17 protein-coding genes and 1 other RNA gene are annotated in these 20,098 nt (G+C 64.2%); 1 reads left to right on the top strand and 17 read right to left on the bottom strand.

What is annotated here, in order from left to right:
- Positions 1-38: 38 nt before the first annotated feature.
- From ftsA to mraZ, 15 genes are all read right to left on the bottom strand, one after another.
- The gene (gene ftsA, locus D3227_RS03480; protein WP_120012558.1) at positions 39-1,346 is read right to left on the bottom strand and encodes a cell division protein FtsA; all 1,308 of its coding nucleotides are present in this window, start codon (positions 1,344-1,346) and stop codon (positions 39-41) included.
- Positions 1,343-2,284 carry a cell division protein FtsQ/DivIB gene (locus tag D3227_RS03475; protein ID WP_120012556.1) on the bottom strand — a complete coding sequence of 314 codons (942 nt, stop codon included), beginning with the start codon at positions 2,282-2,284 and terminating at the stop codon, positions 1,343-1,345. The genes ftsA and D3227_RS03475 overlap by 4 nt, the downstream gene beginning before the upstream one ends.
- Entirely contained in the window at positions 2,272-3,198 is a 927-nt protein-coding gene (locus tag D3227_RS03470; RefSeq protein ID WP_120012554.1) for a D-alanine--D-alanine ligase, read from the bottom strand. Before D3227_RS03470 ends, D3227_RS03475 begins: the two co-directional genes overlap by 13 nt.
- 300 nt (positions 3,199-3,498) lie before the next feature.
- Positions 3,499-4,464: a UDP-N-acetylmuramate dehydrogenase gene (gene murB, locus D3227_RS03465; RefSeq protein WP_120012551.1), complete on the bottom strand. Its 966-nt coding sequence runs from the start codon at positions 4,462-4,464 to the stop codon at positions 3,499-3,501.
- A complete protein-coding gene (gene murC, locus D3227_RS03460) occupies positions 4,461-5,867 on the bottom strand; it encodes a UDP-N-acetylmuramate--L-alanine ligase (RefSeq protein WP_120012549.1) in 1,407 nt (468 codons plus the stop codon). Before murC ends, murB begins: the two co-directional genes overlap by 4 nt.
- Positions 5,864-6,988, bottom strand: coding sequence for an undecaprenyldiphospho-muramoylpentapeptide beta-N-acetylglucosaminyltransferase (murG, locus tag D3227_RS03455; RefSeq protein ID WP_120012547.1), 1,125 nt, complete (start codon positions 6,986-6,988; stop codon positions 5,864-5,866). Before murG ends, murC begins: the two co-directional genes overlap by 4 nt.
- A 1-nt stretch (position 6,989) precedes the next feature.
- On the bottom strand, positions 6,990-8,141 hold the full coding sequence (ftsW, locus tag D3227_RS03450) for a putative lipid II flippase FtsW (protein WP_120012545.1): 1,152 nt from the start codon (positions 8,139-8,141) through the stop codon (positions 6,990-6,992).
- Positions 8,141-9,541 (bottom strand): UDP-N-acetylmuramoyl-L-alanine--D-glutamate ligase, encoded by a 1,401-nt coding sequence (gene murD, locus D3227_RS03445; protein ID WP_120012543.1) that lies wholly within the window; start codon positions 9,539-9,541, stop codon positions 8,141-8,143. Before murD ends, ftsW begins: the two co-directional genes overlap by 1 nt.
- A 7-nt stretch (positions 9,542-9,548) precedes the next feature.
- A complete protein-coding gene (mraY, locus tag D3227_RS03440) occupies positions 9,549-10,631 on the bottom strand; it encodes a phospho-N-acetylmuramoyl-pentapeptide-transferase (RefSeq protein ID WP_120012541.1) in 1,083 nt (360 codons plus the stop codon).
- 24 nt (positions 10,632-10,655) lie between these two features.
- Entirely contained in the window at positions 10,656-12,089 is a 1,434-nt protein-coding gene (locus D3227_RS03435; RefSeq protein ID WP_120012539.1) for a UDP-N-acetylmuramoylalanyl-D-glutamyl-2,6-diaminopimelate--D-alanyl-D-alanine ligase, read from the bottom strand.
- A complete protein-coding gene (locus tag D3227_RS03430) occupies positions 12,086-13,540 on the bottom strand; it encodes a UDP-N-acetylmuramoyl-L-alanyl-D-glutamate--2,6-diaminopimelate ligase (protein ID WP_120012537.1) in 1,455 nt (484 codons plus the stop codon). Before D3227_RS03430 ends, D3227_RS03435 begins: the two co-directional genes overlap by 4 nt.
- A gap of 54 nt (positions 13,541-13,594) precedes the next feature.
- A complete protein-coding gene (locus tag D3227_RS03425) occupies positions 13,595-15,340 on the bottom strand; it encodes a peptidoglycan D,D-transpeptidase FtsI family protein (RefSeq protein WP_208646333.1) in 1,746 nt (581 codons plus the stop codon).
- Positions 15,337-15,732, bottom strand: coding sequence for a cell division protein FtsL (ftsL, locus tag D3227_RS03420; RefSeq protein WP_120012533.1), 396 nt, complete (start codon positions 15,730-15,732; stop codon positions 15,337-15,339). The genes D3227_RS03425 and ftsL overlap by 4 nt, the downstream gene beginning before the upstream one ends.
- Before the next feature lie 4 nt (positions 15,733-15,736).
- Positions 15,737-16,753, bottom strand: coding sequence for a 16S rRNA (cytosine(1402)-N(4))-methyltransferase RsmH (gene rsmH / locus D3227_RS03415; protein ID WP_120012531.1), 1,017 nt, complete (start codon positions 16,751-16,753; stop codon positions 15,737-15,739).
- The gene (mraZ, locus tag D3227_RS03410; RefSeq protein ID WP_120012529.1) at positions 16,750-17,208 is read right to left on the bottom strand and encodes a division/cell wall cluster transcriptional repressor MraZ; all 459 of its coding nucleotides are present in this window, start codon (positions 17,206-17,208) and stop codon (positions 16,750-16,752) included. Before mraZ ends, rsmH begins: the two co-directional genes overlap by 4 nt.
- 407 nt (positions 17,209-17,615) lie before the next feature.
- Here mraZ and D3227_RS03405 point away from each other — a divergent pair, with 407 nt between their 5' ends.
- The gene (locus D3227_RS03405) at positions 17,616-18,752 is read left to right on the top strand and encodes a cystathionine gamma-lyase (RefSeq protein ID WP_120012527.1); all 1,137 of its coding nucleotides are present in this window, start codon (positions 17,616-17,618) and stop codon (positions 18,750-18,752) included.
- A 35-nt stretch (positions 18,753-18,787) separates the two neighbouring features.
- On the opposite strand, the gene rnpB is transcribed toward D3227_RS03405, so the two are convergent.
- Positions 18,788-19,209: RNase P RNA component class A (gene rnpB, locus D3227_RS03400), an RNA gene on the bottom strand.
- Between the two features lie 64 nt (positions 19,210-19,273).
- Entirely contained in the window at positions 19,274-19,984 is a 711-nt protein-coding gene (locus tag D3227_RS03395) for a lytic transglycosylase domain-containing protein (protein ID WP_120012525.1), read from the bottom strand.
- Positions 19,985-20,098 lie beyond the last annotated feature (114 nt).

The following is a 20,098-nucleotide window of genomic DNA, read 5'->3' as shown; positions in this document are numbered from 1 at the left end:
TCGCCGCTGCGGCCGCCTATGGGGCTGTCCCCGTCAATTTAGAAACTGTCTCTCAACCACTGACTCATGCGATGCAGTTTTCCGCCCGTTCCGGTCATCCTGAGACCGGAAATTCCTTTCGCCGGATGGCTCTCGAAGCTCGCCATCTGCGGATAGATCAGCAGCCCGACCGGGGTCGAGAATGCCGGCCCCTTGGCCGCTTCCGGCAGGCCCGCCACGCCGAGCGGGCGACCGATGCGCACATTGCGCCCGAGAATGCGGCGTGCCGCCTCCGGCAGGCCGGAAAGCTGGCTGGCACCGCCGGTGAGCACGACGCGCTTGCCGACGGCATTGCCGTAGCCGGATTTGTTCAGCCGGTCGCGCAGCAGTTCGAGCGTTTCGTCGATGCGGGCGCGGATGATGCGCGTCATCATCGAGCGCGGCACCTGCAGCGGCATCTCGCCCTCTTCGCCGATCGGCTGGATCGAAACCAGATCGCGGTCGTCGGCGCTGCCGGGCAGAGCCGAGCCATGCATCACCTTGAGCCGCTCGGCCGCGTCGAGCGAGGTCGACAGGCCCTTGGCCATATCCAGCGTGACGTGGTTGCCACCGATAGCGATGGCGTCGCCATGGACGAACTTGCCTTCGGAGAACACCGAGATCGTCGTCGTTCCGCCGCCCATGTCGATGCAGGCCGCGCCCATTTCGAGCTCGTCGTCGACCAGGGCGGCAAGCCCGCTGGCATAGGGCGTCGCCACCATGCGCTCGACCGACAAATGCGAGCGGTTGATGCAGAGCTCCAGATTGCGCAGCGGCGCGGCATCGCCGGTCAGCACATGCATGTCGACGCCGAGCGATTCACCGACCATGCCGCGCGGATCGCGCACGCCGCGCTCGGAATCCAGCGAGAAGCCGACGGGAAGCGAATGGATCACCTCGCGCTCGGCCTTGAGCGCCTGCTTGGCGCCGGCGGCCAGCACCCGCTTGATGTCGGCCTCGTCGGCCTGATGGCCGCCAAGGTTGATGGTGGCCGAGAAGGCCTCGCTCTTCAGCCGGCCGGCCGTCATGTTGACGATGAGCGAATCCACCGTCAGCCCCGCCATACGCTCGGCGGCGTCGACGGCGAGACGGATAGCGTGCTCGGCCCGGTCGAGATCGACGACGACGCCCGACTTCACGCCTTGCGATTTCTGGTGACCGATGCCGATCACCTGGATGCGGTGCGAGCGTCCCCGCAACAGCTTGCCGTCGTCGCGCGGCTTCAGCTTTGCCACCACGCAGCAAACCTTGCTCGAACCGACATCCAGCACCGTCAATGTGCCGGAGCGGCGCGAGGAGGCATCACTGTTGCCGCCAAGCCAGCTCATATCTTCGTCTCCGGCTTGCGCTTCAGCTTCTGCGGCTTTTCGTTCAGCGCCGCTTCGCGCTGCGTCGCCGCTTCCGGCGTCAGTTGCACGACGAGGCGGTCGGAGAGACGCATGTCGACCGCGGCGATGTCGCGCGTCAAAAGCCCATTGTCACGGTCCATCCTGACCAGGTCGGCGATCGCCTGATCCTCGCCATCCTCCGGCAGCTTGATCGTAATGCCGTTCTCGAGCTTCAGGTCCCAGCGCCGCTCGCCAATGCGGATATAGCCTTTGACGCGCGCCGCCAGCTCTGGATATTTCTTGATCTTGGCTAGGAAATCCGGAGCCTTGGCCGGCGCGCCGGTGCCGATGATCAGCGGCAGCAAGGCCTGCTTGCCACCCGAGAACGGCGCGATCACCTCGCCGGACCGCTCGATCACCGAAAGCGTATTGCCCTGCTGCCAGAGCGCGAAAGGCTCGCGCTCCTCGATGCGCACTTCCAGCGTATGCGGATAGACCTTGCGCACCGCGGCGACCTCGACCCAAGGCAGCGTCGCGATCCGCTCGCGCGCGGCTTCGGCGTCGAAGCCGATCAGCGAGGTCCAGCCATCGAGCTGAAGCCGGTCCAGTATGTCGATCTCGGAGGTTTCGCGATTGCCGACCACCTTGATCTGGTCGACGGCAAAGCCCGTGCGGGCAGTGATGCCCTGGACGATGCTGTCGGTGTAGCCGCCGAGATAAGCGCCATAGGCGCTGCCCGATCCGATGAGCACGGCCGACAGGATCGCGGCGGAGAAAGGCGGCGCGGTGAACTCACCCTCGCCCAGGCGCGCAAGCACGCGCACCGGCCGTCGGAGCAGCCGCGGCAGCACGAAATGGTCGAACGACAGTGGCACGCCGAACAGCGTCGGCCCAGCCGCGCCCGTCCCCTTGCCCTGGCCCCATTTCAACGCAGACACGAAGCGTCCTCCACCATCCAACTCAACAAATCGCCGAACGAATGTCCCGCATGCGCGGCGATTTCGGGCACCAGAGACGTCGGCGTCATGCCCGGCTGGGTGTTGACCTCGAGCCAGACAACCTCGCCGTTTTCGGAGTGACGGTCGTCGTAACGGAAGTCCGACCGGGAGACGCCCCGGCAACCGATAGCTTGGTGAGCCTTGAGCGCCAGTGTCTGTATTTTTTGGTAAATATTCGGTGAAATTTTAGCAGGGGTTTCGTGTTTTGATCCGCCCGCGACGTATTTTGAATCATAGTCGTAGAAGGAATGGCCGGTCGGAATGATCTCGCAGACGCCGAGCGCCACATCGCCCATCACCGCGCAGGTCAACTCGCGCCCATGCACATAGCGCTCGACCATGACGGTATCGCCGTATTTCCACTCCGACGAGCCGATGACCTGTGGCGGATGCGACTGCCCCTCATGCACGATGACGACGCCGAAGCTCGATCCTTCATTCACCGGCTTGACCACATAGGGCGGCTTCATCGGATGCTTGTTCTGGATGGCGAAGCGGCTGGTCACTTTCGATTCTGCGACCGGAACGCCCGCCGCCTTGGCGACCTTCTTGGCCAGTTCCTTGTTCATGGCAAGCGCCGAGGCAAGCACGCCGGAATGGGTGTAGCGGATGGCCAGATATTCGAGGATGCCTTGGATGGTACCATCCTCGCCGAAAGGGCCGTGCAGCGCATTGAAGACGACATCGGGCTTGAGTTCGGCAAGGACGGCGCCGACATCGCGCGCAACATCGACGCGGGTGACCTGGTAGCCTTCCTTCTCAAGCGCATCGGCACACGCCTTCCCCGAGGACAGAGACACGGGCCGCTCCGACGAGAATCCACCCAGGAGGACGGCCACATGCTTACTTTTCATTTCCCGTCATCCCCTCTCACGGCGGGTCGGCAACCAATATTTCCGCAACATTGAGTCCGAGTCTCCCGGCAGGTTGCCCCCCAGACGGAAAACGCGGGTGACGCGTCGAACGACTCAAATCAGGAAACGCTTCAGGGCAGAGAATCAGAGAGTTGATTCGCTGGCAAGCGCTTATGATTCCGACAGATTCACTTTCCGCGAAAACGGCCGCGAAAACTGTGTTGTGAGTCTTTGGAGCAACGGTCGCGGGGGTATTTCAGGCAACTTGAAGTTCATGCATCACATGAACTTCAGCTCACGCTAAAGTAACTGGCCGAGGAATTCCTGGACGGCATGGCCCGGCCGGAAATCGCCGAGGCGCTTGATTTCCCACTGCAGCCGGATGCCCGAGTTTTCAAGCACCCGCGCCCGCACCGTCTCGCCGAGATATTCGAGGTCGTAGCCGGTCGCCGTTCCCGTGTTGATCATGAAGTTGCAGTGCATCGGCGACATCTGCGCGCCGCCGATCATCAGCCCGCGGCAGCCCGCCTTGTCGATCTCCTTCCAGGCCGAAGTGCCTTCAGGATTCTTGAAGGTTGAGCCGCCGGTCTTTTCGCGGATCGGCTGCACGGTCTCGCGATGGTTCTGCACGGCATCCATCGCCGCCTTGATCGTCGCCTGGTCCTGCAAGGTTCCTTCGAAAGTCGCCGACGTAAAGATCAGCCCCGAGGGCGCCGACGAATGGCGGTAGGCATAACCCATATCGGCATTGCTCAGCGTGTGAAGATTGCCCTTGCGGTCGAGCGCCCTCACCTCGACGACACGCTCGCGCGTCTCGACGCCATTGGCGCCGGCGTTCATCCTGAGCGCGCCGCCGATGGCGCCGGGAATGCCGTGGTAGAAATGAAAGCCGCCAATGCCCGCTTCATAGGCGACGGCGGCGACCCGCTTGTCCGGCGTCGCCGCACCCGCCTTGATGGTGGTTGGCCCAACGACCTCGGCCTCGCCGAATCCTTTCGCGGAAAGACGGATGACGAAGCCGGGAATGCCGCCGTCGCGCACCAGGAGGTTCGAGCCGACGCCGACGACCATCAGCGGAATGTCTTCGGGAACCGCCCGCAGGAACTCGGCGAGATCCTCCTCGTCGGCCGGCTGGAACAGGGCTTCCGCAAGCCCGCCGGCGCGGAACCAGGTGATCTTGTCCATCTCGGCATTGGGCGTGATGCGGCCGCGCAGGCCGGCAAGCCGGTCGCCAAGCTTGTCGATCAGGGCCTGGCCGCGCATCATGAGACCGTCCCGCCGAGTTCCCTGGGCAGCGCATAGGCCCATTGGGTGATGTTGCCGGCACCGAGGAAGACGACGAAGTCGCCCGGCTTGGCCAGCTCGCGGATGATAGGCGCAATCGCGGCAGGACTTTCGATGTAGCGCGCGTCGCGGTGGCCGCCAGCGCGGATGCGCGACACCAGCGCATCCGACGTCACACCGTCAATCGGCTCCTCGCCCGCCGCATAGACGGGTGCCACCATGACCGTATCGGCATCGTTGAAGCAGACCGAGAACTCGTTGAACAGATCGTGAAGTCGGGTGAAGCGATGCGGCTGCGCAATGGCGATGACGCGGCCAGCGGTGGCGCTGCGCGCCGCCTTCAGCACCGCGGTGATCTCGACCGGGTGGTGGCCGTAGTCGTCGAAGATTTCGACACCATTCCACGAGCCGGTGTAGGTGAAGCGCCGTTTGACGCCGGCGAAGGACGACAGGCCCTTCTTGATCGCCTCTGCCGACAGGCCGAGCTCATGCGCGACCGCGATCGCCGCCGTCGCGTTGGAAACATTGTGGCGGCCGGGCATGGGCAGGCGCAGGCCTGATATCGTCGTCTGGCCGCGGCCTTTGCGGTCGCGGATCACCACGTCGAATTCCGAAATGGCGCCGGCCATGCGATGATTGGTGAAGCGCACGTCGGCCTGTGCATTCTCGCCATAGGTGATGACGCGCCGGTCCTCGATGCGGCCGACCAGCGCCTGCACTTCCGGATGGTCGGTGCACATCACGCCGAAGCCGTAAAACGGCACGTTCTCGACGAACTGGCGAAATGCCTCACGCACCTTGTCGAAACTGCCATAGTGGTCGAGATGCTCGGGATCGATGTTGGTGACCACCGCGATCTCGGCCGGCAGTTTCAGGAAGGTGCCGTCGCTCTCGTCGGCCTCGACCACCATCCATTCGCCGTCGCCCATGCGAGCGTTGGTGCCATAGGCGTTGATGATGCCGCCATTGATGACCGTCGGGTCGAGCCCGCCGGCTTCGAGCAGCGTTGCCACCATCGATGTCGTCGTCGTCTTGCCATGCGTGCCGCCGATCGCCACCGCCTGGCGAAAGCGCATCAATTCGGCCAGCATCTCGGCGCGCCGCACGATGGGCAGCAGTTTCTCCCGCGCCGCCTTCAGCTCCGGGTTGGATTTCTTGATCGCGGTCGAGACGACCACCACTTCGGCGTCGCCGAGGTTTTCTTCCCTGTGGCCGACGAAGCACTCGATACCCTTGTCGCGCAGCCGCTGCACATTGGCGCTTTCGGCCTGGTCGGAGCCCTGGACCCTGTAGCCGAGATTGTGCAGCACCTCGGCGATGCCGCTCATGCCGATGCCGCCAATGCCGATGAAATGCACAAGGCCGATCGTCTGCGGCATCTTCATGCTTGCGTCCCCTTCCTGAAATCCGAAACGGTTTTCCTGGACGCAATAGCCTCTGTCAGATCGGCGAGCAACCGCGCCGCGTCCGGTTTTCCGGCCGATCTGGCGGCCGCGGCCATGGCCGTCAGCCTGTCGGGGTCGTCCATCAGCCCGCCAACGAGCGCAGCGATGCGCTCCGGCGAAAGCGTGGACTGCGGATGCACCTCGGCTCCGCCCGCCGCGGCAAGGGCCGCTGCATTGGCCGCCTGGTCATGGTCGAGCGCATGCGGATAGGGCACCAGCAGCGCCGGCCTGCCGATGACGGCGATTTCCGAGACCGTGGAGGCACCCGAGCGTGACATCACCAGATGTGCGGCCGCCATCCGCGCCGCCATGTCGGTGAAGAAAGGCAAGACCTGCGCGTCGACCCCAAGGGCGGCGTAGGCCGACTTCACCCGCGCCACATCCTCCGCGCGCGCCTGCTGGGTTATCACCAGCCGCTTGCGCTGTGGCTCGGTCAGCAGTCCGATGGCCGAGGGCACCGCGTCGGAGAAGAACTGCGCGCCCTGGCTGCCGCCGAACACCAGCAGCCGGAAGGGTTCTTCGCCAGCCGAGGCCACATAGGGCGTCTTTGCCGCCTCCAGCACTTGCGGCCTGACCGGGTTGCCCGTGGTCACCGTCTTGGCACCCGCGGCACTTTCATCCTCCGGCAGGAAGCCGCCGGCGATGGCGTCGACACGGGCTGCCAGCGCCCGGTTGGCGCGACCCATCACCGCATTCTGCTCGTGGATCAGCGTCGGCACCTTGCGCCTGGTCGCCGCATAGAGCGGCGGCAGCGTCGGGTAGCCGCCAAAACCGACGACGGCTTCCGGCTTGAACCTGGCGATGATGCCGGAAGCCTGCCGCACCCCACGCCAGATCTTCCAGAAGGCGCCAATGACCGCCACGGGATTCTTCGATCCCAGGGTCGCCGAGTGGATCGGATGGACGGCGCCTGGAAAATGGCTGGAAAAACGCTCGACACGGTGGTCGGTGGCCAGATGTACCGTCCAGCCGCGCTCGTTGAGCTCATGCGCCAGCGCCTCGGCCGGGAAGAGATGTCCGCCCGTGCCGCCGGCCGCCAGAAGGATCACACCTCTCGACATCTCACTCCGCCGGCATGGCGCGCTGCGAGAAGGCAAAGCCCATCTGCTTGCGCTTTTCCGGCCGCTTGCGCGTCAGCGCCAGCACCATGCCCATCGAGATGGCGATGGCGATCTGCGAGGAGCCGCCATAGGAGATGAACGGCAGCGTCATGCCCTTGGCCGGCATCAGCTGCAGGTTGACGCACATGTTGATGACCGACTGCAGGCCGAACACCGTGACCAGCCCACCGACGGCATAGCGCGTGAAATCGTCCTGTTCCTTCATCGCGGTGTTGAGGCCGCGCAACACGATGAAGGCGAAGATCGACATGATGAAGAAGCACATGATCAGCCCGAACTCCTCGCCGGCGACCGAAAAGACGAAGTCGGCATGGCTGTCGGGAATGACCCGCTTGACGGTGCCCTCACCTGGGCCGACGCCGAACCAGCCGCCATTGATCAGCGCCTCGCGCCCCATGTCGACCTGGAAAGTATCGCCCTCTCCTGTCAAAAATTTGTCGATGCGGGCGGCGACGTGCGGGAACACCGTATAGGCGGCAAACAAGCCACTGGCGCCGGTAACGCCAAGCGCAATGATCCACAGCCATGGCAGGCCTGCCATAAAGAACATGACGCCCCAGGTGCCGGTCACCAGCATGGTCTGACCGAGATCCGGCTGGGCGACCAGAAGCGAGACGACCAGGATCAGAAGCAGCATGGCAAACAGATTGCCGGGAATGTCGGGCTGGCGCTTGTGTTCGGCGAACAGCCAGGCACAGACGATGACGAAGGCCGGCTTCAGGAATTCCGACGGCTGGATCGACAGACCGGCAAGCGATATCCAGCGCCGGGCTCCCTTCACTTCGACGCCGATGTAGAGCACCACCACCATCAGCACGAGCATGATGCACAGCATCGCCAGCGCCACGCGCCGGATCTGCCGCGATTCCAGGAAGGAGACTGCCAGCATCACGCCCAGCGCCGGCACGGTGAAGATGATCTGTCTGGTGGCGAAGTGGAAGCTGTCGAGGCCGATGCGTTCGGCTACCGCCGGGCTCGCCGCGAAGGACAGCACGATGCCCAACCCCATCAGCGACAGGAACGCCGCCAGGAACCAGCGATCGATCGTCCACCACCAGGTCGCAACCGGACTTTTGTCGAGACGGCTTTGCATTATCGTGGCCCTCCGATGGGTTTCACACCATCTATAGCGCTCGCAGCTTGCCTGAAGGCTTCGCCGCGCACTTCGAAATTCTTGAACTGGTCGAAACTGGCGCAAGCCGGCGACAAAAGCACCACCGCCTCGCCGCCATCGTCGCGCGCGGCATCGTTGGCCGCATGCGCGACCGCGGCCGCCAGTGTGCCCGAGATCTCGTAGGGCACGGCCTCGCCGAGCGTCGCTGAAAAGCCCGGCGCCGCTTCGCCGATCAGATAGGCCTTGGCGATGCGCGGAAAGAAACCGCGCAGCGGCTCGATGCCGCCTTCCTTGGGTAATCCGCCGGCAATCCAGTAGATGCGCGAGAAACTCGACAGCGCCGGTGCGGCCGCGTCGGCATTGGTCGCCTTGGAATCGTTGATGAACAGCACATGGTCCTTGCGGCCGACCTGCTCCATGCGGTGTGCCAGCCCGGGAAAGCTCTCCAGCCCGGCCTGGATCTCGCCCAGCTCCAGCCCGACCTTCAGGCAGGCCGCGACCGCGGCAAGCGCATTCTGCGCATTGTGCTGGCCGCGCAGCGAGCCGATGCCGTCGAGAAAGGCGACGCGGCTGTAGCGGCCATTAGCTGCTTCCATCAGATTGCCGCCGTCGGCGAAATAGCCGTCGGTCAGCGGCAGGCGCTTGGAAATGCGGATGACCTGCCTGCCCGCCCGCTCCAGCCGGTCGGCGATCTGGGCGCACCAGGAATCGTCGACGCCAACGATCGCGGTTTCGCTGCCGGCCACCAGCCGCTCCTTGATCGAAGCGTAGTGCTGCATGGTGCCGTGCCGGTCGAGATGGTCCGGCGTCAAATTGAGCAGGATGCCAGCGGTGGGATTGATCGAGGGCGCAAGGTCGATCTGGTAGGACGAGCATTCCACGACATAGTGCCGCCCTGCCTGAGGCGGATCGAGCGTCATGATGGCGCGGCCAATATTGCCGCCCATCTGGGTGTTTCGGCCGGCCGATTTCAAAATATGCGCCGTCAGCGCCGTCGTCGTCGACTTGCCGTTGGTGCCGGTGATGGCGATGAAGGATGCCTCGGGCGCACGCAAGATCCGCTCGCGGCAGAACAGCTCGATATCGCCGATCACCTCGACGCCGGCACCGCGTGCGAGTTCCACGGCCCAGTGCGGCTTGGGATGCGTCAGCGGCACGCCGGGCGATAGCACGAAGGCCGAAAACCCGGCCCAGTCGGCGCCGCGCAAGTCCGCTGTCGCTATACCCACGGCAGCCGCCTTGGCGACGCTGTCCGGATTGTCGTCCCAGGCGAGGATGTCGGCCCCACCCGCGATCAGCGCATGCGCGGTGGCGATCCCCGAACCGCCGAGCCCGAAGAGCGAAACACGCTTGCCTGCGAAGGATGAGGCGGGGATCAAGGGCGTCCTATCTGAGCTTGAGGGTCGACAGGCCGACCAGCGCCAGGATCACGGCGATGATCCAGAAGCGGATCACCACCTGGCTTTCGGTCCAGCCGAGCTTTTCGAAATGATGATGGATCGGCGCCATCAGGAACACGCGCTTGCCGGTCATCTTGAAGTAGCCGACCTGGATGATCACCGACAGGATCTCCACCACGAACAGACCGCCGACGATGACCAGGACGATCTCGTGCTTGGTCGCCACGGCGACGTTGCCGATCAGGCCACCCATCGCCAGCGAGCCGGTATCACCCATGAAGATCGCCGCCGGCGGCGCGTTGAACCACAGGAAGCCGAGGCCGGCGCCAATGACCGCGCCGAGCACGACGGCCAGTTCGCCGGTGCCGGGAACGAAATGGATCTGCAGATATTCGGCGAACACCGCGTTGCCCGACAGGTAGGCGATGACGCCGAAAGAGGCCGCCGCGATCATGATCGGCACGATCGCCAGCCCGTCGAGACCGTCGGTCAGGTTGACCGCATTGCCGGCGCCGACGATGACGAAGCAGGAGAACGGCACGAAGAACCAGCCGAGATTGACGATGAATTCCTTGGCGAAGGGGAAGGTCAGCGACGAGGAGAACGGCGCCTGGCCGTTATGCATGATCACCCAGGCGGCGATGCCGGCGATGACGAACTCGAGCGCCAGCCTTGCCTTGCCGGAAAAGCCCAGATGCGACTGCTTGGTCACCTTCAGATAGTCGTCGTAGAAGCCGATCGAGCCGAAGCCGAGCGTCACAAGCATCACCACCCAGACATAGATGCTGGAGAGGTTCGCCCACAAAAGCGATGAGCCGATGATGCCGCAAAGGATCATCAGCCCGCCCATGGTCGGCGTGCCGGCTTTCTTGAAATGCGTCTGCGGCCCGTCGGCGCGGATCGGCTGGCCTTTGCCCTGCCGAAGGCGCAGCGAATTGATGATGGTCGGCCCGAAGATGAAGACGATCAGCGCCGAGGTGATCAGCGCCCCGCCGGTGCGGAAGGTGATGTAGCGGAAGACGTTGAAGACCGAGATCTTGTCCGCGAAATCGACGAGCAATGTGAACATGAAACTCCGTCCCCCGGGCCGGCCCTAGGTCTGTTCAATGGTTGTGGCTTGCGCCGGAAATTTGCCGAGCAATGCCTCGACCAGCTTTGAAAAACCGATGCCTTTCGACGATTTGATCATCACCACGTCGCCAGGCTTCAACACCGACAGCAGCAGCGGCTTCAACGCCTCGGCGCCGGCGCGATACTCCGTTTCGATGTCGTCGGGCAGGATGTCCGCCAATGCCCGCATTTCCGGGCCGCCGAGAAAGACCGTGCGCGTTTCGGTGCCGACGATCAGGTCGGCAAGGGCTGCGTGCAGCTTCGCCGAATGGTCGCCGAGCTCGAGCATGTCGCCGAGCACGGCGATGCGCCTGCCCTCGCCCGACACAGGCGTTGCGTTGAGCAGCGCCATCGCCGCCTCCATCGAGGCCGGATTGGCGTTGTAGCTCTCGTCGATCAGCGTGATCTGCCCTTTCGGATGGCGCAGCACATGGCGCTTGCCGCGGCCGCGCTCAGCCGAGAGGTTGGCCAGCGCCGAGGCCACCGTGCCGATATCGGCACCAACCAGTTGCGCCGCGCCCAGCACGGCCAGCACATTCTGCACCACGTGGCGGCCGGGCGCGCCGACGCGGGCGGCGACTTCCTGTCCGCCAATCCTGGCGGTGATCATGGAATGGTCGGCATGCAGCTCGCATTTGACCAGTCTGAAGGTCGAGCGGGCATTTTCGCCGAAGCCGAAGACATGCTCGACACCGGCAGCCTTAGCCATCTTGTCCAGCAGTTTCCAGCGCCCGTCGTCGCGGTTGAGCAGGGCGGCACCGTCCGGTTCCAGCCCCTCGAAGATCTCGGCCTTGGCCTTGGCGATTTCGTCGAGGTTTTTGAAGAAGCCGAGATGCGCCGCCGCGATCAGCGTGACGATGGCGACATGCGGCCGGACCATCTTGACCAGCGGCCGGATTTCGTCCGGATGGTTCATACCGATCTCGAACACGGCATAGTCGCAATCGGCGGGCATCCGCGCCAGCGTCAGCGGCACGCCCCAATGGTTGTTGAACGACTGCGCCGACGCATGCACCTTGCCGACCGCCGACAGCACGTGGCGCAGCGCTTCCTTGGTGGTCGTCTTGCCGGCCGAGCCGGTCACCGCGATGATCCTGGCGTTGGCGCGCGCGCGGGCCGCGATGCCAAGCTTTTCCAGCGCGGCAAGCACGTCCTGGACCACGATCATCGGCGCGGTCAGGCGCCCCAGCGACGGCAATTTGCCCTCGGCGACGACCAGCACGCCGGCGCCGGCCTTGACGGCGGCTGTCGCGAAATCATGGCCATCCATTGCCTCGCCCTTGATGGCGAAGAAAGCGTCCCCCGGCTGCAGGCTGCGGCTGTCGATCGAAATGCCGGATATGCCCTCCGGCATCGGGCCGATCGGCCGGCCGCCCATCGCGTCGACCAGCGCTTCGGAGGACCACAGGGAGCTCATGCGGCGCGCTCCCTGAGCGCCGCACGGACTTCCTCGTGGTCGGAGAAATGCAACGTCTCGGCGCCGATGGTCTGGCCTTCCTCGTGGCCCTTGCCGGCCACGATCAGCGTATCGCCGGCGTGAAGCATGGCCACCGCCTCGTGGATCGCCTTGCGCCGGTCGCCGATCTCGATGGCGCCGGGTGCAGCGGCGAGGATCGCGGCGCGGATCGTTTCCGGCACCTCCGAACGCGGATTGTCATCGGTGACGATGACGACATCGGCGAGCCGCATCGCGATCTCGCCCATGATCGGCCGCTTGCCCCTGTCGCGATCGCCGCCGCAGCCGAAGACGACGATGACACGGCCGGTGGTAAACGGCCGCACCGAGGCGAGCACGTTTTCCAGCGCGTCCGGCTTGTGGGCGTAGTCGACATAGACAGGCGCGCCATTCCCGGTGGTGCCGACGAGATCGAGCCGTCCCGGCGCACCCTTCAATTTTTCCAATGCGATCAGGGCTTTGGCGACAGGTATTCCAGTTGAAATGGCCAAGCCGGCCGAAACCAATGCGTTCGCGATCTGGAAATCGCCGGCCAGCGGCAAGTCGATTTCATGCAGCACGCCGTCGGATTCGACTTCGGCGCGCTGGCGATGGCGCTCATGCTCGACCCGCTTCAGCCTGAGGAAATCGCCGTGGCGACCGACCGTCAGCACGGTCAACCCTGCTGCCTTGGCCGCTTTGATCGTCGGCTCCGACCATGGATCGTCGGCGAAGATGACCGCCGGCGCGCCCTTGGGCAGCAGCGTGTCGAACAGGCGCAATTTCGCCTGGTGATACTCCTCGACGGTCGGGTGATAGTCCATGTGGTCGCGGCCGAGATTGGTGAAGCCGCCGGCGGCGAGTTTGACGCCGTCGAGCCGGCGCTGGTCGAGACCATGACTGGAGGCTTCCATCGACGCGTGGGTGACGCCGGCATCCGCCAGTTCGCGCAGAAGCTGGTGCAATGCCACCGGGTCGGGCGTGGTTAGCGAGCCATATTCGTTGCGGCCAGGCGCCACCACGCCGGTGGTGCCGATCGAAGCGGCGGCAAGGCCGGCCTGCTCCCATATCTGTCGCGTGAAGGCGGCGACCGAGGTCTTGCCGCTGGTGCCCGTCACCGCCACCATGGTCTCCGGCTGCCTGCCGAAGAAGCGGGCGGCACACAGCGCCAGCGCCAGGCGCGGGTCGCCGACGGCGAGAACCGGGACCGACAGCCCGGCAATGGCGCTGGACTTGGCCGCCACGATCGCCGCCGCTCCGCGCTGGGCAGCATCCTCGGCATAGGCCGCGCCATCCGCCTTGGTACCGGTGAGCGCGAAAAAGACGACGCCGGGTTTTACCTGGCGGGAATCCGAGGAAATCCCGGTCACCTCCAGGTCGAGGGAAGCTGTTCCCTCGACACGCAGGATACCGGCTAGTTCTTTCAGCTGCATCGAAACCCGTTCATCGCAACAAAATAGCGCGCAGTTGCCGGCGCGCCCCAAGAATCACTGATAGGAAACCAGCGTTGCACCATTTTCATGGCTGAAATCTGGCTTCACGCCAAGCATTGAAGCCGCGCGCCGGATGATATTGCCCGCCATGACGCCAGCATTCGAGGCCGCGGTGGCGCCCATACCGGGCTTTTCCGGCTTTGGTTCGTCGGCGATCGTCAGCACGATGTACTGCGGGTCGTCCATCGGGAAAGCGGCGACGAAGGCATTGAAATTCTTGTCCTTCGAGTAGCGGCCGTTGACGACCTTCTCGGCCGTTCCGGTCTTGCCGCCGACGCGAAAGCCAGGAACTCTGGCGCTCTTGCCCGAGCCTTTCTCGGCGTTGAGCGCATAGAGATAGCGCATGCCTTCGACGGTCTTTTCGCTGACCACTTTCTTGGCCACCGTCATGGCTTGCTCCTGCGTGCGCGGCAGGAATGTCGGCTCGATAAGGTAGCCGCCATTCATCAGCGCGGCACAGCCGACGGCGGTCTGCAGCGGGGTCGTCGACACACCATGGCCAAAGGCGATGGTGATCGAATTGACCTGTTTCCACACCTTGGGTTCGGTCGGGCGTGCGACCTCGGGCAGTTCCGTCTGCATCTTCTCGAGAATGCCCAGCCGATGCAGGAATTCGCGATGCCCCTCGATGCCCACCGCTTCGGCCTCCTTGGCCGAGCCGATATTGGAGGAATAAATGAACACCTCCGGTACCGACAGGACACGCCCCTTGCCGTGGAAGTCATGAATGGTCTGATGGCCGATCCTGATCGGACGCGAGGCGTCGAACCGGCTCTCCAGGGTCACCTTGCCTGAATCCAGCGCCATGGCGGTGGTGAAGCTCTTGAACGTCGAACCCATCTCGTAGAGGCCCGCCGACATGCGGTTCAACCGGTCCTTGTCCTGGGCATTGTAGGGATTGTTGGGGTCGAAGTCCGGCACCGAAGCCATCGCCAGCACTTCGCCGGTCTTGACATTGAGGACGACGGCGCCTGCGGCGATGGCGTGGAAGCGTTCCATGCCGGTGGCCACCTCGTCGCGCACGATGTGCTGGACGCGCAGGTCGATCGAGAGCTGCACCGGCTTCAGGTCCCTGGCCACCGCCAGGCCCGACGCCTGAAGGTCGGTCAGACCTTGCTCGTCGACATATTTCTCCATGCCGGAGATGCCCTGGTTGTCGATATTGGTCAGACCGACGATGTAGGACGAGGTCTCGCCGGCCGGATAGAAGCGGCGTTTTTCGGTACGGAAGCCAAAGCCGGGGATACCGAGTTGCATGATGTCAGCCTGCTGCTTCGGTGTCAGTTGCCGCTGCAGCCAGACGAAGCCGGCGCCGCTTTTCAGCTTGTGATAGGTCTGTTCGTAGTCGATCTCTGGAAGCACCGTCGACAGCTTCTCGATCGCCTCGTCGGCGTCGACGATGCGGCGCGGCTCGGCAAACAGCGAGGCCGTCTTGATGTCGGTCGCCAGCACCTCGCCGTTGCGGTCGACGATATCGGGCCGCGACGCCGTCACCCGGCTCTGCGGCCCACCCGACATGTCGGGATTCTGGAAGCCGAGATAGACCAGCCTGCCGGCGATGGCCGAATAGATGCCGAAAAACACCGCCATCGTCATGACGATGCGGGTCCTGGCCTTGCCGCCGGTCGACTTGCGGGCACCCTCGACCACGATCGAGCCATCTTCGCCGGGCCTGGCGCGACGCTTCAGCAGTCCGCCGATCTTTGGAAGTTTGCCCATTACTGGAAGTCTGGCGATCATTGGACGATGCCTCCGGTCACCACGGGATCCTTGCCGCCCGAGGGCCCTTTGCCGGAATTGTCGGCCATGCCGCCCAGCCGTTGCGAAGACAGATCCTCGATGTTGACCGGTTTTGCCGGAAGATCGTCGAGGCCGACGATCTGGCGCGCGTTGACCGGCTCGAGCCCCAACTGCGACTTGTAGATTTCGGCCAGCTTCTGTAGGCGCGACGGTTGGGTGAGCAGGCTCCAGTCCGCCTTCAGAAGATCGATCGTGTCTTCCTCGTAGTGGATCTGCGCCTGGATCTTCTGCACCGCGGCCAATTGTTCCTCGGCCTCGCGCTTGGTCTTGTAGGTCAGGGCGGCCGCCGAGACCATGACCGCGATAAGGACTATGTCGCTGGTACGAAACACGTGCTCACCTCTCTCCCGGCAGGTCGATGCCGGGAAGCTTTGGAAGGCCGAAAATCGAAAAGTCACTGCTGCGCGTCGGCGCCTCGGTGCGGATTGCCGCGCGCAGCCTGGCCGAACGTGCTCGCGGGTTGGCTGCGATCTCGGCATCGCCCGCCGTCACGCCGCCGCCGGCCTTGCGAAACGTCGCCATCCGCGCCTGCGCCTCGGGCAAGTGGCGCGAGCCGCTCGCCGCATCGGAGCGGTCGGCGATGAAGCGCTTGACGATGCGGTCCTCAAGCGAATGGAACGTCACCACGGCCAGCCGCCCACCGGGCTTGAGCACACGCTCGGCCGCAAACAGCGCCTTGGCCAGTTCGCCAAGCTCGTCATTGACGAAGATGCGCAACGCCTGGAAAACGCGCGTCGCCGGATGGATCTTGTCCTTCGGGGCGCGGCCGATATGCGTCTCGATGGCGTCGGCGAGGTCGAGCGTGCGTTCGAACGGCCGCTTTTCACGGCGGCTCTCGATCATGCGGGCGATGCGGCCGGCGTGACGCTCCTCGCCCAGAAAGCCGAAGATGCGCGCAAGGTCACCGGCCTTGAAGCTGTTGACGACGTCTGCCGCGCTGAGCCCTGCCTGCGCCATGCGCATGTCGAGCGGCCCATCGTTGCGGAACGAGAAGCCGCGTTCGGCCTGGTCGAGCTGCATGGAAGAGACGCCGATGTCGAGCACAACGCCGTCGGCGCTTTCGACATGCTCGTCGAGCGTCGAGAACGGCGCCTGCACCAGCCGCAGCCGGCCGCCCGATTGCTGTTCGAGAACACGACCCGCCGCGATGGCATCGGGATCGCGGTCGATGGCCACGACCGAAGCACCGGTTGCAAGAACAGCCGTGGTGTAGCCGCCGGCGCCGAACGTGCCGTCGACGATTACTTCGCCGGCTTTGGGCGAAAGCGCCTCCAGAACTTCGGCAAGGAGGACCGGAATGTGGCGGACTGGTCCGCCAACGGCGTGAAGATCATCGCCGTCGCCCACCATCATTCCGGTCGCTCCCCAGGCTTCGTCCCCTGCCGAAGCTGCAAAAGCCGGGCGCGCGCCTGCGCTCCATAGGCGGCAAGTCGCCCCGGCTCCCAGATCTGAAAGAAATTGCCGCGGCCGACAAAGGCCACTTCCGCCGAAATGCCGGTATGCTCGCGGATGAAATCGGTCATCGTGATGCGACCGTCCTGGTCCAGTTTCAGGAACGACCCGTCGCCATGGCAGAAGAAGGACATGTCGTCCGCCGTCTGCAGGAAGGGATCCTCCTGCGCGATGCGCTGCTCGTAGCGGTCGAGCAGGTCCAAGCCGCCGACATCCATCGCCGGGATATCCAGGCAGCGCAGGCCATAGAGGTCCGAATAGCCGCGTTTCTGCACGACCGAGCGGAAATGCGCCGGAACGGAGACCCGTCCCTTCGCATCGATCCTGTTCACCGCGCTTGACAGAAACCGGTCCATTACGTGCTACAGCCGCTTCCGCCGCCGCACCCCTCTGCATCGTTTCGCCCGCACCGCCGCAGCGCGGTCCCTTCCGAAGATTCGCGCCGTCCGTCGGGGCAAAAGCGCGCAAACGTACAGCCGCAGCGGCTGCCCGATTGGCGTACGCTTCACCCTGACGCGGAACGAAGGCTTTGGTATCGAAATGGGATATCATGGGGCACTATGGGCGTCAACGGGAACAGGCTTCACAAACGTGCGCGCAACAAGCTGGGAACGCAGCTGTGACGGCACGCCCGTCTTTATCCTCTATTAAGCCTAACGAAGGGTTTAGAGCCCCGTGGCCCAACCGGAGGGCGCTTGCTGCAACCCGTTGGCACGCATAGCGTCACCCGGTCTTCTTCCGTCGGCAACAAGGTGTGAGATCGATGTCCGAAACAGCCAGGTCGCGCGCCGCAGCACTTGCCCATTTGCGCAACAGCGGATTCGCCACGGGCGACCCGATCCCTTTGCCGCTGACCATGGCCGCCATCTTTCACACCCCAGGGGATGCGACCGGTTTTAATGAGTACGGCCGCTACAGCAATCCGACCTGGGATGCCGTCGAGCACGCTCTTGGCCATCTGGAAAACGCCCGGTGCATCACCTTCCCATCCGGAATGGCCGCGATCTCGGCGATTTTTTTCGCGCTTCTGAAGTCCGGCGACCGCGTGCTTTTGCCATCGGACGGCTATCACGCCACACGGGCGCTGGCCGAGCGCTTCCTCAAACCATTCGGTATTGCCTATGACTTGCGGCCCACATCGACCTTTCTCGACGGTGGCTTCGCCGGCTATCACCTGGCTTTCGTCGAGACCCCTTCGAACCCGCAACTGGATATTTGCGATATCGCCGCTGTCGCCAAGGCCGCCCACGAAGCCGGCGCGATCCTCGTTGCCGACAACACGGCGATGACGCCCTTCGGCCAGCGCCCGCTCGACCTCGGCGCCGACATCGTCGTCTCCGCCGACACCAAAGCGACCAATGGCCATTCCGACGTGCTGTTCGGCCACGTCGCCAGCCGCAGCGACGACATCCTCGCGGCCGTGACCGGCTGGCGAGAGATGTCGGGCGCCATCCCTGGACCGTTCGAGGCCTGGCTCGTGCATCGCGGGCTGGAAACGCTGGACGTGCGTTTCGACCGCATGTGTTCTTCGGCGGAGATTATCGCGCAAAGGCTGAAGGATCATCGCGCCGTAAGCGGCCTGCGCTTTCCCGGACTGGAGGGCGATCCGTCGCACAATCTCGCCCGCGCCCAGATGGAACGCTTCGGCTTTCTGGTTTCGTTCGAAATGGCCTCGGAAGAGAAGGCCGAGGCATTCATCAACAACTGCCCGCTGATTGAGGCGGCGACCTCCTTCGGCGGCGTCCACACCTCGGCCGAACGGCGCGCCAAACGCGGAGACGCCGTGCCTCCCGGTTTCGTGCGCCTGTCGGTCGGCTGCGAACCGCTGGAGGAGCTTTGGCAGGCGATCGAAGCATCTCTGGACGGGCTAGACGGCGCGCCAAAAGGCGCAGCCGGCTGATATCAAGAGATTTTACTGCGATATCACCGAGAGAAATTGCCAGCTGGCCTGTAAGCCGGGTTCTGTATGGCCCTCGCTCCTTGCGGCGCGAGAACGTGGCGGCCATTCATCTTGGGCGCATGTTGCCATGCGCCTCACGCAACCTACCCGGACGGTGAGCCGGAAACAGCCCTCGAGGGTTTCCCCTCGCACCGCCCCTATTCGGTCTTGCTCCCGGTGGGGTTTACCGTGCCGCTCCTGTTGCCAGTCGCGCGGTGGGCTCTTACCCCACCCTTTCACCCTTGCCGCGGATCCCGGTGGCCTTGCGGACACCGGATGCCGTGGCGGTTTGCTTTCTGTGGCACTTTCCCTGGGGTCGCCCCCGCCGGCCATTAACCGGCACCGTGTCTCCATGGAGCCCGGACTTTCCTCACCCGCAGCCTTTCGGCTTCGCGGGTGCGGCCGCCCGGCCAGCTGGCAGAGCGTATAAAGGGGTTCACGCCTGAAAACGCAAACGAAAAAAGCAGCTTATGCCTGGACGGTCACACAGGTGTCCCAAGCGCGGCCATCTGCACCTTCACCTTGCTGCAGTAAGCCGCCGACACCGGGTTCATGCGCTTGGCGGCGTGCCCGGCATTGTATTTCAGGATCGTGCCGCAGGTCGTGCCGCCGCCCAGACCCCTGGCCATGGCCAGGTACTTCATGCCGTATTTGATGTTGGTGTCGGGATTGAACAGGCCCTTGACCGAGCCGGTATAGCCCATCATCCGCGCCGTTGCCGGCTTGATCTGCATCAGCCCGATCTCGCCGGCGCCGCCGACGATGTTCGGTCGGTAGTTGCTCTCGATCTTGATCACGGCCTTGGCCAGCGACACCGGCACGCCTTCGGCCGCCGCATAGCGGGCGATGATAGCCGAATACTGGCCGGCCTCAGCGGGCGCAACTGCCGAAACCGCGGCATTCTGCGGGCGGATCGATGCCGTCGTCGTCAGATCGATGCTCTTCCTGTTGCGCTTCACATGCCGTTTGGCCGTCGCCTTTCGGGCCTTCACCGCAGCTGCCTTTTCGACCTTCGCAGTGGCCGTCCTCTTGGCCTTTGCACCCTGAGCTGCTTTAGGCGGGGCAGCCTTGACGGGTACGGCGGAGAATCCCTGGTCTGCCCTCTGGCTCAGTGGTGCGCCATTCGCCGCACCGATGGCAAAAGTCATTACGCCGGCAGCAACAGCTGCCGTTAAAACAGTCAATTTCTGCATGGGGTCCTGTTCTGTTTGAACCGCGCGAAGAACTTCACGCGGCTACACCAATCAATATCGGTACATCCGGAGGGCTAGAGGTCCGACAATTTGCACGGTTCGCCTTTGAAGGCC

This window comes from Mesorhizobium waimense (genome assembly GCF_003601975.1).
Taxonomy (GTDB): domain Bacteria; phylum Pseudomonadota; class Alphaproteobacteria; order Rhizobiales; family Rhizobiaceae; genus Mesorhizobium; species Mesorhizobium waimense.
The sequence above is the reverse complement of the archived record's forward strand: the minus strand, read 5'-3'. Positions and strand labels throughout refer to the sequence as shown.